At 72.7% G+C, this 15,971-nt stretch carries 16 protein-coding genes; 5 read left to right on the top strand and 11 right to left on the bottom strand.

The window, feature by feature from the left end:
• Window positions 1–29: 29 nt before the first annotated feature.
• From AC3ANS_RS18545 to ppdK, 3 genes are all read right to left on the bottom strand, one after another.
• The gene (locus AC3ANS_RS18545; protein WP_488293056.1) at window positions 30–743 is read right to left on the bottom strand and encodes a hypothetical protein; all 714 of its coding nucleotides are present in this window, start codon (window positions 741–743) and stop codon (window positions 30–32) included.
• Between the two features lie 248 nt (window positions 744–991).
• On the bottom strand, window positions 992–1,663 hold the full coding sequence (locus AC3ANS_RS18540) for a hypothetical protein (protein WP_488293055.1): 672 nt from the start codon (window positions 1,661–1,663) through the stop codon (window positions 992–994).
• 63 nt (window positions 1,664–1,726) lie between these two features.
• The gene (gene ppdK / locus AC3ANS_RS18535) at window positions 1,727–4,420 is read right to left on the bottom strand and encodes a pyruvate, phosphate dikinase (protein WP_488293054.1); all 2,694 of its coding nucleotides are present in this window, start codon (window positions 4,418–4,420) and stop codon (window positions 1,727–1,729) included.
• A 153-nt stretch (window positions 4,421–4,573) separates the two neighbouring features.
• Here ppdK and AC3ANS_RS18530 point away from each other — a divergent pair, with 153 nt between their 5' ends.
• On the top strand, window positions 4,574–5,488 hold the full coding sequence (locus tag AC3ANS_RS18530; RefSeq protein ID WP_488293053.1) for a universal stress protein: 915 nt from the start codon (window positions 4,574–4,576) through the stop codon (window positions 5,486–5,488).
• A gap of 83 nt (window positions 5,489–5,571) precedes the next feature.
• On the opposite strand, the gene AC3ANS_RS18525 is transcribed toward AC3ANS_RS18530, so the two are convergent.
• From AC3ANS_RS18525 to AC3ANS_RS18515, 3 genes are all read right to left on the bottom strand, one after another.
• On the bottom strand, window positions 5,572–6,480 hold the full coding sequence (locus tag AC3ANS_RS18525) for a universal stress protein (protein WP_488293052.1): 909 nt from the start codon (window positions 6,478–6,480) through the stop codon (window positions 5,572–5,574).
• Window positions 6,481–6,542: 62 nt separating this feature from the next.
• Window positions 6,543–7,610 carry an Acg family FMN-binding oxidoreductase gene (locus tag AC3ANS_RS18520; RefSeq protein ID WP_488293051.1) on the bottom strand — a complete coding sequence of 356 codons (1,068 nt, stop codon included), beginning with the start codon at window positions 7,608–7,610 and terminating at the stop codon, window positions 6,543–6,545.
• A 96-nt stretch (window positions 7,611–7,706) separates the two neighbouring features.
• On the bottom strand, window positions 7,707–8,297 hold the full coding sequence (locus AC3ANS_RS18515) for a CBS domain-containing protein (RefSeq protein WP_488293050.1): 591 nt from the start codon (window positions 8,295–8,297) through the stop codon (window positions 7,707–7,709).
• 157 nt (window positions 8,298–8,454) lie between these two features.
• Between AC3ANS_RS18515 and AC3ANS_RS18510 the strand changes: the two genes are divergently transcribed.
• A complete protein-coding gene (locus tag AC3ANS_RS18510; RefSeq protein ID WP_488293049.1) occupies window positions 8,455–9,114 on the top strand; it encodes a response regulator in 660 nt (219 codons plus the stop codon).
• A 100-nt stretch (window positions 9,115–9,214) separates the two neighbouring features.
• Here AC3ANS_RS18510 and AC3ANS_RS18505 read toward each other — a convergent pair whose 3' ends face one another.
• A complete protein-coding gene (locus AC3ANS_RS18505; RefSeq protein WP_488293048.1) occupies window positions 9,215–9,634 on the bottom strand; it encodes a pyridoxamine 5'-phosphate oxidase family protein in 420 nt (139 codons plus the stop codon).
• A gap of 175 nt (window positions 9,635–9,809) precedes the next feature.
• Here AC3ANS_RS18505 and AC3ANS_RS18500 point away from each other — a divergent pair, with 175 nt between their 5' ends.
• Window positions 9,810–11,567: a sensor histidine kinase gene (locus tag AC3ANS_RS18500; RefSeq protein WP_488293047.1), complete on the top strand. Its 1,758-nt coding sequence runs from the start codon at window positions 9,810–9,812 to the stop codon at window positions 11,565–11,567.
• A gap of 116 nt (window positions 11,568–11,683) precedes the next feature.
• Here the strand turns inward: AC3ANS_RS18500 and AC3ANS_RS18495 are convergent, their stop codons facing one another.
• From AC3ANS_RS18495 to AC3ANS_RS18480, 4 genes are read right to left on the bottom strand one after another with little or no spacing between them, the layout of a single operon-like run.
• On the bottom strand, window positions 11,684–12,214 hold the full coding sequence (locus AC3ANS_RS18495; RefSeq protein ID WP_488293046.1) for a DsrE/DsrF/DrsH-like family protein: 531 nt from the start codon (window positions 12,212–12,214) through the stop codon (window positions 11,684–11,686).
• A gap of 10 nt (window positions 12,215–12,224) precedes the next feature.
• Window positions 12,225–12,539 carry a TusE/DsrC/DsvC family sulfur relay protein gene (locus tag AC3ANS_RS18490; protein ID WP_488293045.1) on the bottom strand — a complete coding sequence of 105 codons (315 nt, stop codon included), beginning with the start codon at window positions 12,537–12,539 and terminating at the stop codon, window positions 12,225–12,227.
• A 25-nt stretch (window positions 12,540–12,564) separates the two neighbouring features.
• Window positions 12,565–13,800 (bottom strand): type III sulfide quinone reductase, selenoprotein subtype, encoded by a 1,236-nt coding sequence (sqr, locus tag AC3ANS_RS18485; protein ID WP_488293044.1) that lies wholly within the window; start codon window positions 13,798–13,800, stop codon window positions 12,565–12,567.
• Window positions 13,801–13,821: 21 nt separating this feature from the next.
• Entirely contained in the window at window positions 13,822–14,415 is a 594-nt protein-coding gene (locus AC3ANS_RS18480; protein WP_488293043.1) for a flavodoxin domain-containing protein, read from the bottom strand.
• 163 nt (window positions 14,416–14,578) lie between these two features.
• Here AC3ANS_RS18480 and AC3ANS_RS18475 point away from each other — a divergent pair, with 163 nt between their 5' ends.
• Together AC3ANS_RS18475 and AC3ANS_RS18470 are read left to right on the top strand one after the other, a co-directional pair.
• Entirely contained in the window at window positions 14,579–14,974 is a 396-nt protein-coding gene (locus tag AC3ANS_RS18475) for a DUF1003 domain-containing protein (protein ID WP_488293042.1), read from the top strand.
• 17 nt (window positions 14,975–14,991) lie between these two features.
• Window positions 14,992–15,882 (top strand): universal stress protein, encoded by an 891-nt coding sequence (locus AC3ANS_RS18470; protein WP_488293041.1) that lies wholly within the window; start codon window positions 14,992–14,994, stop codon window positions 15,880–15,882.
• Window positions 15,883–15,971: the final 89 nt, after the last annotated feature.

Below are 15,971 nucleotides of genomic sequence, written 5' to 3'. Positions count from 1 at the left end.
TCCCTTGCGGTCCGCGGACCGAGCGGGGGTCAGCGCTGGCGCGCGACGAGCCACAGCCCGATGCCGGAGATGCCGACGACGACGAGCCCCGCGACCAGCAGCACCGCTCCGATGGTGTCGAGCACCGGGACCTCGGCGCCGACCGACACCGCGGCGGAGACCGGGGTCGTGCCCTCCCCGTTCATCACGACCAGCGTCCACGCGCCGTCCTCGGGCTCCCACGTGATCGACTGGGGGCCACGGCCACTGGCCGAGCTCGCCCAGAACGTCGCGTCGGTGGGCGCGACGCGTGGGGAGCCACCGTCGACGAACGCCAGATCCGGCCGGCCGTCGTCGTCGAAGGGGTCGAGGACCGTGGACTGCGCGACATCGCGGAGGTAGCGGTCCACGTCCGCGGTGCGAGCCACCCCGATGAAGACGCCGTTGGGCGTGTCCGGGTCGGCGGTCGCGGTCATCGTGCCGAGGAAGCGGGCGGGCAGGTCGAGGGTGGTGGAGTCGGTGCGGATCTCGGCGCTCTCGGAGCGGACCGCATAGCCGGGGGACTCCCAGGTGTGGGTGCTGCCCATCACGAACCCGTCGTCGTTGCGCAGGGTCGAGTCCGCGAGTCGCAGGGCGCCTCCGCCGACCAGCATCCCGACGCCCAGCAACAGGAAGACCGCCGCGGCGATCGCCGCCGCGATCCGGCCGGCGCCCCAGGGTCGGCGCGGCGCGATGTGCACCGGAGGGACCGCAGGAGGGACCACGGGGGGCACGGACGACGGGACGGACACGGTCATACGGGGACACGACCTTCGCAGGCGAACAGCGAGCTCACTCGCCATTCAGCCTGCTCAGACCCGTGACCGGGTAGCAGGGGAGAAGGTCCCAGCGGTCCAGAGGCCTTGGCCACGGCAGCACGCCCCGGGCCACCACGGTGGCCGGTCAGACGGCACCGGCGCCCCGGTGCGCACCACGCCGACCAGGGCTCGCTGCGACCCCGGTCGGCGGTGCGTCACGCGGGGCGCCAGCACCGCCCGGTCCGGTCCGCTCCCGTCGCTCCGGTCAGCGAGGGGAGGAACCACCCCGACACCACGCCCAGCAGGCCACCGGCGACGCCCCCTGTCACGGTCCCGAGGACCAGGACCGACCAGACCGGCCAGGACGCCTCCGGCGCTGTGGCGCCGAGGAAGATCACGACCATGGCCACCGGCCAGGCCGCGGTGTTGGCGGTGACCCACCGCCACGGGTGAGGTACGGCTCCGCGCATCGTCGCCGCCTGGGCGGCACCGAGGATGGGGCCCATCACCAACCCGAGTCCGGCGGCTCCGATGAGCACCTCCGCCAGCAGCGGCTGGCTGCTGTCCGAGCTGTCCCCGAGGGCAGCGGGCGCCGACGCGCCGGCCCACCCGAGACCGGCCACCAGCACCGTCGCCGCCAGGTAGCGGACCCGGACCAGGCCCGGAGCCACCCGGGACAGCACGTGCGACTGGGCCCAGCCCAGCGCCGTGCCCTCGACCAGGCCTCCGGCGACCACGACGCTCAACCCGCCAGCAACGCCGAGGCCGTCGGCCGACCGGGCCACACCAGCGGCCGCGGTCATGCCGACGGCTTCAGCGAGCGCGCACGCCAGCACCCAGGCCTGGTACGGCGTTCGCACGCCCGCGCCGGGCCGGGTGGTGAGCACGGCCTCATTCCACCCGTTCCCGGCACGGACGATCAGAGCATTAGGTCATGTCTTCATGACCCGTCACCTCACGTCGGACCCGGGTCCCGATGCCCGTGCGGCGAGGACCGCGCGAGCGGCCTCCCACCGGGCGACCGGCACGCGGAACGGCGAGCACGACACGTAGTCGAGGCCGACCTCGTGGAAGAAGTGGATCGACTCGGGGTCGCCCCCGTGCTCACCACACACGCCCAGGTGCAGGTCGGGCTTGGCCTTGCGGCCCAGCTCGGCGGCCGTCCGCACCAGCGCGCCCACGCCCTCGGTGTCGAGGGTCTCGAACGGCGAGGTGGTGAACACCCCGTGCTCGAGGTAGGTGGCGAAGAACTCCGACTCCACGTCGTCGCGCGAGAAGCCCCACGTCATCTGGGTCAGGTCGTTGGTGCCGAAGGAGAAGAAGTCCGCCCAGTGGGCGATCTTGTCCGCCGTGACCGCGGCGCGGGGGATCTCGATCATCGTGCCGATCGGGATGTGCAGCTCGACGCCCTGCTCCTCGAGCACGGCGGCGACGACCTCCTCCAGCTGAGCACGCACGAGTGCGAGCTCACGCTCGGTCGACACCAGCGGCACCATGATCTCGGGCCGCGGGTCTCCGCCCGCCAGCACCCGAGCCGCTGCGGCCTCGGTGATCGCCCGGGCCTGCATGAGGAACAGGCCGGGGATCGTGATGCCGAGCCGGACGCCGCGCAGACCGAGCATCGGGTTCTGCTCGTGGAGGCGCTTCACGGCATGGAGCAGCTTGTGGTCGTGCTCGTTCACGGCGTGACGCTCGTCGTCCAGCGCGACGCGGACCGCGAGCTCGGTCATGTCGGGCAGGAACTCGTGCAGCGGCGGGTCGATCAGCCGGATCGTGACCGGCAGGCCGTCCATCGCCTCGAGGATCTCGGTGAAGTCCTGGCGCTGGAGCGGCAGCAGCTTGTCCAGAGCGGCGGCCTGTCCGGCGTCGTCCTCGGCGACGATCAGGTGCTCCACCAGCTCGCGACGGTCGCCGAGGAACATGTGCTCGGTGCGGCACAGGCCGATGCCGGCCGCGCCGAACCGGCGCGACCGCTGGGCGTCCTCGGGGGTGTCGGCGTTGGCCCGCACCTCGAGGCGGCGTACCTCGTCGGCGTGCATGAGCAGCCGCGCCACGGCGTGGGCGACCGGGTCGTCGACGTCCTCGCCCTCGAGCTTGCGCACGACCGCGGAGTCGCTGACCGGCACCTCGCCGAGGAACACCTCGCCGGTGCTGCCGTCGATCGAGATCACGTCGCCCTCGTTGATGACCGGGCCGTTGCGGACGATGAAGCGTCGGTTCTCCGCGTCGACGTCCAGCGCCTCGGCGCCACACACGCAGGTGCGCCCCATGCCCCGCGCCACGACGGCGGCGTGGGAGGTCTTGCCGCCCCGGCTGGTCAGGATGCCCTGCGAGACGACCATGCCGTGCAGGTCGTCGGGGTTGGTCTCCTTGCGGACCAGGATGACCTTCTCTCCGCGGCCGGCCCACTCGACGGCCGTCGCGGAGCTGAAGACCGCGCGGCCGACGGCTGCGCCTGGGGAGGCGTTCATGCCGGTCGCGACCGCGCGCCGGTCGGGGTCGGGGGCGAAGCGTGGGAACATCAGCGCGGCCAGCTGGTGGCCGGTCACCCGCATCATCGCCTCGTCGCGGTCGATGAGGAGCTCCTCGGCCATGTGCACCGCGATCCGGACCGCGGCCTCCGGGGTCCGCTTGCCGACCCGCGTCTGCAGCATCCAGAGCTTGCCGTCCTCGATGGTGAACTCGATGTCGCACATGTCGCGGTAGTGCTTCTCCAGCTTGGCCATGATCTCCATGAGCTGGTGGTACGACGTGGCGTCGATCTGCTCGAGGTCCGCGAGCGGGACCGTGTTGCGGATGCCGGCGACGACGTCCTCGCCCTGGGCGTTGGTCAGGTAGTCGCCGTACACGCCGGGGGCGCCGCTGGCGGGGTCGCGGGTGAAAGCGACACCGGAGCCCGAGCTGGCGCCGCGGTTGCCGAACACCATCGCCTGGATGTTGACGGCGGTGCCGAGGTCGTCCGCGATTCGCTCCTGGCGACGGTAGAGCGCCGCGCGGGGGGTGTTCCAGGACTTGAAGACCGCGAGGATGCACTGCCGCATCTGCTCGGTCGGGTCCTGGGGGAAGTCCGATCCGGTGTGCTCGCGGATGACGACCTTGTACTCCTCGACGAGCTCGCGGAGGTCCGCGACGACGAGCTCGGTGTCCGCGATGACGCCGCGGCGCTTCTTGAGCGCGTCGAGCCGGTCGGCGAACGCGTCGTGCTCGATGCCGAGCACGGTGCCGCCGAACATCTGGAGCAGCCGGCGGTAGGAGTCGGCGGCGAACCGCTCGTCCCCGCTCTGGTTGGCCAGGCCGACGACGGACTCGTCGTTGAGCCCGACGTCGAGCACGGTCTCCATCATCCCGGGCATCGAGAACTTGGCGCCGGAGCGGACCGAGACGAGCAGCGGATCGGTGGGGTCACCGAGGCGCCGGCCCATCTTGTCCTCGAGCGCTCGCAGGTGCTCGGCGACCTCGGCCGCCAGGCTGTCTGGTTCCTTGCCCTCGACGAGGAAGGCCCGGCAGGCCTCCGTCGAGATCGTGAACCCGGGGGGAACGGGCAGACCGAGGTTGGTCATCTCGGCCAGGTTGGCGCCCTTGCCACCCAGCAGGTCCTTGAGTTCCTTGTTTCCCTCTGCGAAGTCGAAGACGAACGTTGTCATGGACCGAGGGTGGACCTGAGCCTCAAGGTAAAGCGAGGGGCGAAGGTCCTGGGCCGTAGCGGTCGTGACCCGCGGCCCGCGGCACCGGGCCATTGGTCCCTAGGACCTGGTCCTCGGGGTGCTCGACGGTGGATCCGAGAGATCGGAGACCCGATGCACACCACTCCCGCGCCCGTCGTCGTGGCGGTCGGAAACAAGGGCTCACGCGCAGCGGTCGACTTCGCCGCCGCCGAGGCGCTCCGGCAGCGTCGTGGGCTCCACCTGGTGCACGGGATCCACACCGGCCCCGCCGACGCACCGCCCGACATCGTCGACTACGCGCGACTGGAGGAGGAGGCGGGTGCGGTGCTCGGCGCCGCCGTACGCCATGCGGTGGCCGTCGTCGGGGGCCTGGTCCCGGTCACCTCGACGCTCTCGCGGGCCCCGGCCGTCGCGGCGGTCTACGCCTCCGCGCACGACGCGCCCCTGGTGGTCGTGGGTCGCTGCCCCGAGTCACGGCTCACCCATCCCTACGTCCGGTCGGTCACCGGTGGCGTCGCCGCCCGGGTGCACGTCCCCGTCGTGTCCGTGCCCGACGGCTGGTCGGACGACCTGGCGCCTGCGCACGTCGTGGTCGGGATCGACCACCCCCAGCAGAGCGTCCCGGTGCTGCACGAGGCGTTCCAGGCCGCCCGCGACCGGCGCGCCCTGCTCACCGTCGTGAGCAGCTGGTGGGACGCGACCGCCTACGTGCACGATCCCGAGGCGTTCGCCGAGGACCGCACCTGGCCCGAGCGGCTGCGCACCGACGTCGAGACGGTGCTGCCCGAGCTGCAGGCGGAGTACCCCGACGTCGTCGTCGAGCTGCACGTGCGCAAGGCCCGGCCCGGCGCGGTCCTCATCGACGCCTCGCGGCACGCCTGCCTGCTGGTGCTGGGCCGCCACGACCCGGTGCTGCCACGCGACTCCCACCTCGGGCCGATCGCCCGGTCGGTGCTCGCCGAGGCTGCCTGCCCGGTGCTGCTCACGACCCCGCGCCGGCCCAGCCGGATCCGTCGCGCCATCCACCTCGACCCGCAGCCGGCCTGAGGCCGGGGCGTCCGGCCTCGAGACTCTCGAGAACGGCCGTGCCCAGGGCGGATCCTCTGGGACCTGGACGCCAGCGCAGCCGTTCAGGCGTCCAGTGGGACGACGGCGACGCTGCACGACGCACGCTCGACCACGACGGGAGCGATCGAGCCGTAGACGAGCTCGTCGAAGAACGGCTTGCGCCGGTGGCCGACCACCACGAGCGCGGCGTCGCGCGACGCGCGGAGCAGCCGCTCGTCGACCATGCCGCGGGTCAGCTGCGTGTGCACCTCCACGTCGGGGTGTGCCTCGGCGTGCGGCCGGACGGCGCGGTCGAGCACGAGCCACTCGTCGTCGAGGCCCGGCTCGCCCGGGGCCACGTCGCGGGCGCCCTCGGCGAGCTTCACCGCGTCCCAGAAGCAGTGGAACACCCGCAGCGGCAGGCGCCGGGTCCCGGCGAGGCCGAACGCGACCTCGAGCACCGTGGCGTCGCCGGGCTCGCCGGCGATCCCGGCGAGTACGCCGGGGACGTGCGCGCGCCCCGGCTCCAGCTGCGGATCGGGTCGCACCACGACCACGGGACAGGTCGCGTGCTTGACCAGTGCACTGCTGACCGAGCCCAGCAACAGGTGCCGCAGCGGGCCGAGGCCCCGGGTGCCGACCACGAGCAGCCGCGCCCGGACCGAGGCGTCGAGGAGGATCTCGCGCGGGTCGCCCAGGTGCACGAGCTGGTGGATCTCGAGGTCCGGGTACGCCGTACGGACCGGGCCCTCGGCCTCGTTCAGCAGCGCGCGCCCGTCCTCCTTCAGCACCAGGCAGACCTGCCGGTGCCCGATGCCGGTGCCCTCGAGCCACCCGGTGCCGGCCGGTGCGGGGGTCGGCCCGGCGTGGACCAGCACGAGGGGACACCGTTCGGCGGCTGCCTGCGCTGCCGCCCAGCCGAGGGCGTGGGACGCGGACTCGGAGCCGTCGACACCGACGACGACGGCACCGGTGGGCACGGTGGTGGTCATGCCTCCACCCTCGGCTCGCCGTCGCACACCGGCCACGGGCGGAGGGCTCCGGGACCCAGGACCTAGGACCCGGTGGGGTCGGCGGGTGGCCGGCGGCGGCCGGCGGAGCGCTTGGGTGAGTCGCCGATCAGGACCTCCTCCAGAGCCCGGCGCGGGGTGCGGGGCAGGGCGCTGCGCGAGATCTCCTGCCACCCGATCCGGACCAGGAGCTGCGGGTGCAGCAGCCCGCCGAGGATGTCGTGGTGCAGGGCCTCGCGGGTCTCGTCCACCTCGATGACCTGGCTGAGCGGGACCACCGAGAGACCGTCGTTCATCGCGTGCAGCCATACCTGGCTCAGCGCCTCCCCGGCGCGCAGCCACGCGTCCGGGCCGTCGGTCTCGGTCGCGATCACCAGGAGGCCGTCGGAGTTCTCGATCGTGCCGCGGGGATCGTCGGGAGGCTCCTCTACGAAGCGCGAGACGCGGCTGGGGGTGCGGGCGCCGGGCTCGGGCAGCAGCTCGCTGGGGATGCCGTCGACGGCACTGTGGTCGAGCCAGGAGCGCTGCTCCGCGGCGAAGCGCCGGTCCGCCCGCTCCACCACGGTCGCCCGGCTCACCAGCAGCTCGACCCGGACCCGGTCGGGGGCCGCGGTCACCGCGACCACGCTGACCTGGTCGGTGGCCGGAGCGGCGGCGAGGCGCGCCAGCCGCTCGGGCGGGATCGGCCACGAGGTGAACCGTCGGCGGTCCGTACGGCGGTCCAGGAGCGCCTGGAGGTCCGCGACGGCCCCCGCGGGCCGGGCGCCGCTGCGCAGGTGCAGCGTCGCGAGGTGGTCGGGATCGCGGGGGTCGGGGGACCGGGTGATCTCGGCCGGCCAGCCGAGGGCGTCGGCGGCGACGGCCGCCTGATGGAGCGCCGCGCCACAGCTGATCGCCAGGTTGCGCCCCGAGGGGTCGGCCACCGGGAGCTGTCGGGTCCGGTCGGCGTACAGCTCCACCCGGTCGCCCCGCACCCGCCACAGCCAGGGCTGGCTGTTGTGGATGCTGGGCGCGCGCAGGGCGTACTCCGTCACGCGCAGGCCCGGTGCGGTGTCCGGGCGCGCGAAGCCCGGGGCCGCTGACGTCACGTCGGCCTCCCTGGTTCTGGACATGGTGGTTGCCCCCTCCGAGCAGTCCGTCCACGATCCGCGTTGGAGGGCCTTTGGACCAGAGACCTAGGTCCCGAGACCTGGTGACCAAGAGCGGGGTCAGTCGACCCGGACCTCGATCACGCCGGGGACGGTGTGGGCGACCACGTGGGCCAGCGAACGCTCGGGTGCTCCCGAGGGCCCCGACACGTTGACGATGCCCTCGGAGACCTCCACCAGCCAGTCGGCGTGGCCGAGCGAGGCGAGCAGCTCGTCGACGTCCGCGGCGATCTTGTCGTCGGCGCGGGCCAGCACCTGGACGACGTCGCTGCGGCTGACGACCCCGACCAGGTGGCCGTCGTCGTCGACGACCGGGAGGCTCTTCACCGCGGTCGACGTCATCACGTCCACCGCGCGGGCCAGGTCGTCCTTCACGCGCACCGACACTGGGTGGCGGGTGTAGACCTCCTCGACGGTGCGGGGCGGGAAGACCGGCTCGATGGAGACCGGGCGCTCCTGGGCGCGCGGGTCCGGTGCGAGGACGTCGCGGATCAGGTCGGCCTCGCTGACCACTCCCTGGAGGCGGCCCGAGCCGTCGACCACCGGCATGCAGGTGATGCCGTACTCCGCCAGGCGCGACAGCGCCTCCTTGATCGTGGTCGAGGGACGCACCGTCATGGGCTCCGGTGTCATCAGGTCCTGCACGAGCATCGTGCTCTCCCTCCAACGGGTCGTGCGCCGACGGATGTCTCGTCGGTCCTGCCTTCAGCCTCGGCCGCCAGGGGCTCCGGACCCAGGGACAAAGGTCCCCCGGACCGGGGGCCATCGACAGGCAACATCCGGCGTGGCTCCACCTAGGTTGGGGAGCATGGAGGAGGTACAGCGGACGAGCGAGCAGATCACGGTCTACCTGCTCGACGACCACGAGCTGGTGCGTCGGGGCATCAGGGAGCTGCTGGAGAGCGAGGGCGACATCGTCGTCATCGGTGAGTCGGGCCTGGCCGTGGAGGCCGCCCGTCGCATCCCGGCTCTCCGGCCCGACGTCGCGATCCTCGACGGTCGGCTGCCCGACGGGTCCGGCATCGACGTGTGCCGTGACGTCCGCTCGGTCGACCCCGGCATCGCGGCGCTGATCCTCACGTCGTACGACGACGACGAGGCGCTCTTCTCCGCGATCATGGCCGGCGCCGCGGGCTACATCCTCAAGCAGGTCAAGGGCACCGACTTCGTCGAGACGGTCCGCAGGGTCGCCGCCGGGCAGTCGATGCTCGACCCGGCCGTGACCGCGCACGTCCTCGACCGGCTGCGCGCCGGCCCGCGGATGGACCCCTCCATCGAGCAGCTCACCGCCCAGGAGCAGCGCATCCTCGAGCTGATCGGCCAGGGGATGACCAACCGCCAGATCGCCGCCCACCTGTGCCTGGCCGAGAAGACCGTGAAGAACTACGTGTCCTCGATGCTGGCCAAGCTCGGGCTCGAGAGCCGCACGCAGGCCGCGATCTTCGCGACCAAGCACCTCGGCGTCTGAGCCCGCGACGTCGGCCCGGCACCCCGGGGCGCGCTCGACCACGGTTGACGGCGCGGTTGACGGCGCAGGTGATGGCGCAGGTGATGGCGCAGCTGGACGCTCAGGTGCCGCTGGCGCCGTAGAGCCGGCGCCCGGTGACGTCGTGCACGTCGACGCGGACGAACAGCGTGCGGGCGCCCGTCGGCCACACCTCGAGGCCGATCAGCATGTCCGGCACGTCCTGGGCCTCGACCAGCTCGGCGGTGCCGACCACGACGACGCTCCACCCGGCCCGCGTAACCGGGTCGATCTGGTCGACCTCGACGACGACCCGCTGGCCGCTGCACTCGCGGGCCAGGGTGGACCCGGCGGTGGTGCGGAACCACACGGCGCCGGCGACGACGGTGTAGTTGACCGGGACGACCGCCACGCCCTCGGACCCCACCCACGCGACGCGCGCGATGTGAGCGGTCTCCAGCAGGCTCCAGCAGTCGTAGGAGAGCAGGGTTGCCAGCCGGCCCTCCGATTCCGGTCGCGTCATCATGTGGTCCTCCGTCTGCCGTCATTGCCAGCGGGTTCTCCCGGGTGGTTCCCACCACGCTCCCCCCTGTGACCAGTGCCTCCCAGGCCGCAGGGACCCGGTCTTCCGGGACCTTGGTCCCAGAGCCGTCGCGACTTGATAGCGTCTCCTTCGCCGGATCAACAGGGAGGCTGGCATGGACACGCAGCCGCACGCGGGGCCCGACGGCGAGATCGACCGGCTCGGCTCCTCACCCGTGCTTCCGCTCGACAACCAGCTCGCCGAGAGCGGCTTCGACGACCTGCTGCGCGAGGTGCTGGTGCGCGTGCACGGCGTGCTCGACGACCGGGCCCGGTGGCGGCTGCTGCTCGACGCCGTGGTCACCATGGCCGCCGACCTCTCGCTCGACGACCTGCTGACCCGCATCGTCGAGATCGCCAGCGACCTGGCGGACGCGCAGTACGCCGCCCTCGGCGTGCTGGGCGCGGCCAACGACCACCGGCTGCAGACGTTCGTCACGCACGGCGTGACCCTGGCCCAGCACAGCGCGATCGGCGACCTCCCGACCGGGCACGGGCTGCTCGGCCTGATCATCGACCAGCCCACGCCGTTGCGGTTGCACGACATCGCCGAGCACCCGGCGTCGTACGGCTTCCCGGCCAACCACCCGCCGATGCGGTCGTTCCTGGGTGTGCCGGTGCGGATCCGCGACAAGGTGTTCGGCAACCTCTACCTCACCGAGAAGGTCGGCGGCGGGGACTTCACCGAGCAGGACGAGGCCATCGTCGTCGGGCTGGCGGCGGCCGCGGGCGTGGCGATCGAGAACGCCCGGCTGCACGAGGAGGCCGCACGCCGCGAGCGGTGGCTGGCCGCGACGGCCGAGATCACCGCGCGACTGGCCGGTCCGGGTGGGCAGGACGAGGCGCTCCAGATCGTCGCCGACCACGCCCGGTTGCTCGCCGACGCCGACGTGTCCTGGATCGTCGCCGGCCCCGACGCGAGCGGCCTCAGGCTGCGGGTGGTGTCGGGAGAGCCGGCCGACCACGCGGCGATGGCCAGCGTCGACCTCGGCTCGTCGCTGACCAGCAGCGTCGTGCGCACCGGCGCCCCGGTCGCGGTCGAGGACATCTCCGCGGACCCGCGCGCGGTCAACGTGCCCAGTGCGCTCGGCTGGCCCGCGATCGGGCCCGCGATCATCGTGCCGCTGCGGGGCAGCGCCGGAGTCGAAGGCGTGCTCGCCCTGGGCTGGCGCCCCGAGCACCTGATGGCCTTCCACGCGGTCGACCCCTCGCTGCCGGCCAGCTTCGCCGAGCAGGCGGCGCTCGCCCTCGAGGTGGGCCGGGCCCGCGAGGACCGGCAGCGGCTGGCGCTGTTCGAGGACCGCGACCGGATCGGCCGCGACCTGCACGACCTGGTCATCCAGCGGCTGTTCGCGGTCGGCCTCGGTCTGCAGAGCACCGCCCGGGCCGCCGACCGGCCCGACATCGCCGACAAGCTCGACGCCGCCGTCGACGACCTGGACGCGACGATCCGCGACATCCGGCGCACGATCTTCGCCCTCGGCTCTGGCGACAACGCCTCCGACATCCAGGCGGAGGTCACTCGGATGGTCGACCGTGCGGCCGGCACCTTGAAGTTCCGCCCGGCGCTGCGGTTCGAGGGCCCCGTGCGCACCCGGATCGGAGCCGACGTGGCCCCCGACGTGCTCGCCGTGCTCACCGAGGCGCTCTCCAACGCCGCCCGGCACGCCCAGGCGAAGTCCGTCTCCGTCGAGCTCGTCGTTGTCGACGGCATCAAGCTGACCGTCGCCGACGACGGCCGGGGCATCCCCGAGGACGTGCCGCAGAGCGGCCTGTCGAACATGCGCCAGCGTGCCGAGCGCCGCGGCGGGCACTGCACGATCACCTCGCGCCCCGGCGAGGGCACCACCGTGGAGTGGTGGGTCCCCTCCTGACCTGCAGAGTCGGCGCCGTGGCGCGCCGACCGCAGGCGGCGAGCGGCCCGCAGGCTGCGCGCCGACCGTCACCACACCGTCGGGCGACTGACCCCAGAGCGATCCGCGAGACGCGGTCAGATGAACAGCAGCTGGGCGCCCTCGGTCATCTCGATGAAGTCGGAGGCGCTGATGATCGCCTCGACGCCGTCGTAGAGGTCGTCGTCGGTGAGGTGCTGCATGTCCGCGGACATCCGGCACGCCCAGAGGTGCCCGCCGGACCCGATGATCTGCTCGAGGAAGTCGGGTACGGCGGGCACGTCGAGGTCCGCGATCGCCTTGCGCATCTGGTGGGTGGCGATGGCGGTCATGCCGGGCAGGCCGCCGAGGCCCTGGGGCATGTGGGTCGCCGGGTTGCCGACCGGGGTGAACTTCAGGTCGGCCATGTGCTTGCGGTTGATGATGTCGAAGCCCCAGAACGTGAAGAACAGGTGCACCTCGACGCCCTCGCCGAGCGCTGCGTTGGCGAGGATCAGCCCGGGGTAGGCCATGTCGAGGCTGCCCTTGGAGCAGATGATCGCGAGCTTGCGGCCCGTGGACGGGGTGTCGAACGACGGGACGAGAGGACTCGTGTCAGTGGTCGTGTCAGTGGTCGCATCGGTGGTCATGGTCGTCTCCTCACACGCAGCCGCGGGGCTTGGGCAGGCCGGCGACGTACGCCATCTTCTTGGCGGGCTTGACGGGGAAGAGCTCGAAGAGCCGCTTCACGGGGACGCCCAGGCCGGTGCTCACGCGGCGCAGGGTCGGGGTCTCGCCGGCGCGTGCGTGCTCCGCGCGCAGGAACTCGAGCACGGTCCAGTGCTCGGGCTCGAGCGTGATGCCGATCTGCTCGGCGAGCGCCGTGGCGACCTCCTGGCTCCACTCGGCCGGGTCGGTCAGGAAGCCCTCGCTGTCGACGGTCAGGGTGTGGCCGCCGATGGTGGTCGTGCTCATCGCTCCTCCTTCTGTCGGCCCGCGCTCAGGCGGGGACGTGCTTGCCGGCCATGCTCATCGCGGCGGGCAGCGGGATCGGCCGCCCCGGCAGAAGGACGTTCCAGTAGATCCAGGGGAACGCCTGCTTGGCGAGATGGTTGAGCCGCGACTCCTCCAGCAGGCTCATCGGGCCGACGTACGGCACCGGGAACCGCCCGGGCAACGGCTCGACGTCGTAGTTGAAGTCGATGAGCAGGGCCTTGCCGTCGCCGCTCTCGATGAAGCAGTTGGCGTGGCCGTCGAACCGGTGGGTCATCGGCCGGCCGGCGATGTGGTCGAGGAAGTTCTCGACGAAGACGTCGACGGCGAAGTGGGCGACCGAGCCGGCCTTGGAGGTCGGGATGTCGGAGGCGTCACCGAGCGCGAAGATGTCGTCGTAGCCACGGGCCAGGAACGTCTGCGGGTCCACCGGCACGTAGTTGAGGTCGTTGCCGAGGCCGGAGCGGCCGACGAAGTTCGCGCCCATGTTCAGCGGCACGGTCACCAGCAGGTCGAACGGCACCGAGCGCCCGTCGTACGAGAGGAGCGCCGAGGCGTCCTCGTCGACCTGCTCGACGACGAAGTCGGTCTCGACGGTGATCCCACGCTCCTCGAGCAGGTGGCCGAGGCGTGCGGAGGCGATCGGCCGGGTGAACGCACCCGAGAGCGGCGTCACGAACACGACCTCGGCGGCGTCGCGGCAGCCGCGCTCGCGCAGCCACGCCTCGGCGAGGAAGGCGAACTCCAACGGCGCCACCGGGCACTTGATCGGCATCTCGGTGATGTGCACGACCAGCCGTCCGGAGCTGAACCGGGCGAGCGCCTCGCGCAGCAGGGTGGCGCCCTCGAGGGTGTAGAACTCGTGGACGGTACGCCGCCACAGCGCGCCGGTGACCCCGGGCGTCTCCTCGGGCCGCGGGGTGGTGCCGGTGGCGATCACCAGCTGCTCGTAGCGCAGCACGGTGCCGTCGGCGAGGCGCACCTCACCGCGGTCGGGGTCGACGACGTCGACGTCGGCGGTGATGAACCGGACCCCGTCGGCGATCTGGGCGTGCCTCGACCGGGTGATCCGCGTGGGATCGGCGCCACCGAACGGAACGTAGAGGTAGCCCGGCTGGTAGGGGTGGACGTCGTCGCGATCGACGACGGTGATGTTCCACAGGGCCGGGTCGAGCCGGCGGCGGAGCTTGTTGACGACCATGGTCCCGGCGGTCCCGCCGCCGAGGACGAGCAGCTCGTGCATCGCGCCCACTCCTCTCGTGGCTCAGCTCGCTGCTGCGCCGGGGTCGCCGGAGTGCCAACGGCGGGCCGCGACGGCGACCTCGCGGGCCCAGGCGACGGCGTGGTCCAGCTCGCCGTCGACCAGGGGGCCCTTGACGTCGTGGACCAGGAACGGCGTTGGCCGCGACACCAGGTGGTAGCCGCGGCGGGCCAGGAGGTGCGAGGCCCGGGTCGAGGCGGCCTTGGGCAGGCTGCGCACCTTGGTGACCCGGGTGTCGAACGCGGCGGCCGCCCGGCTCCTGGCCTCCTCGCGGGGACCCATGGCACCGATCCACTCGCGCATGCCGGTGCTCGCCAGCTCCGGGTCGGCGCCCTGCCGGACGGCGTCCTGCCGGGTCGAGGGCCTGCTCAGGGAGAACGCGTGGGTCGGGGCGCCGACGACCAGGAGGTCGAAGGCGGCGTCGCCGGGCGCCGGCGCGTGGCGCACGTCGACGAGCTCGGTGGTGACGCCCTCGCCGCGCAGGCCCTCGGCGACCGCGGCCGCCACGTCCCGGGTGGACCCGAACATCGACTCGTAGACCACCAGGGCCGTCAGGGGCGTCGGGGCGACCTGCTCGGGATGTGGCTGGTTGCTCATGTCGGTGACTCCTGCCCCACGGTGGTGTGCGTCACCTTTCAATGTGGATCCGGTCGGTCGCACCCGCACGGGCCGAGGGACCACGTGCCCCGGGCCCAAGGTCCCTGTTGCCGGCCGGTGGACACGGGGACATTGGCAGGAGGAGGACTCCAGGAGGTCGCCGATGTCCGATGCGGTCCCGCGCAGGCACCCCGGGGTCGAGCGCTACCTCGAGGAGCGGGGCCAGCACGCACAGGCCCGGCTCGCGGACGCGATCACGGCGTTCGCCGGGTCGATGCCGTTCGTGTACCTGCACGCGATCGCGTTCGCGGCGTGGATGCTCGTCGCCGAGTCGAGTCCCTGGCCGACGCTGACCCTCGTCGTCTCCCTGGAGGCGATCTTCCTGTCGACGTTCGTGATGATCGGGCAGAACCGCCAGGCCGCGGTCCAGCAGGCCAAGGCCGACCACGACTTCGTCGAGCAGGAGCTGGAGCTGAAGACCAACACCCAGCTCACGCGTGACATCCACCGCCTGCTGACGGAGCTCAACCGTCGAGAGGGCAGCCCGGAGCCCGACTGATCCGAGGAGGATACGACATGCTCGAGACGAAGCCCGCGAAGGTGCTGCTCGGGGTCGGCGACGAGGACGTCGAGGGTGCGCTCGCCTACGCCCTGGCCGAGGCTCGGCGTCGCGGGGTCGGGGTCCACGCGTTGCACGCCGTACCGGCGGTGAGCATCGGTGCCGACCCGAGCACGATGGTGATCGAGGGCGACGTGCTCTGCGCGCAGGGCAGCCGGATCCTCGACGAGGTCGCCCGGCGCCTCGAGCACGAGCTCGGTGAGCTGCCGGTCAGCACCGAGCTGCACAACGGGCCGGTCGTGCCCGCGATCACCGGCACCAGCCGGCACGCCGCCGTCGTCGTCCTCCAGCGGCAGCGGATGGGGCACCCGGGGCGGATCCCCACGCTGTCGGTGACCAACGCGGTCGCGGCGCACGCGGACGTGCCGGTCGTCGCGGTGCCGGCGGGCTGGCACCCCGACGAGGAGCGCGACCGGCTCGTCGTCGCCGGTCTCGGTGACGTCGAGGTGTCCGCCGACGTGGTGCGCACCGCGCTGGAGGAGGCGACGCGGCGCGGTGGCCGGGTCCGGCTCGTGCATGCCTGGCACTACTCCGCGGGCTACGACGATCTGGTGTTCGCGGGCTCGGGCGGGCAGACGTACGACGACCAGCTGCGTCGTGAGCTCGAGGCGGGTCTGGCGCCGTTGCTCGCCGAGCTCCCCGACGTACCGGTGGAGCTCGTGACCGCCCACGCGCGGCCGGCGGACGTGCTGGTGGCCGAGTCCGCGACCGCGGGGCTGGTCGTCCTGGGCCGGCACCGCTCCTCGATGCCGTGGGGCCCGCACCTCGGCTCGGTCGTGCGCGCCGTGCTGCGCGAGTCGTCGTGCCCGGTGGAGGTCGTCGACCCCGCGCCCACCGGCACGCCCTGAGCCAGGCTGAGCGGCGGGCCCGCGGCCGGGCCGAAGGGCCCGGGCGCGGCGGGCACTCGACCCTGCTGCCGGGCGCGGTGCGGGTCAAC

The organism is Nocardia sp. 149-1B (assembly GCF_057747975.1).
This window is presented reverse-complemented; position numbering and strand designations above follow the sequence as displayed.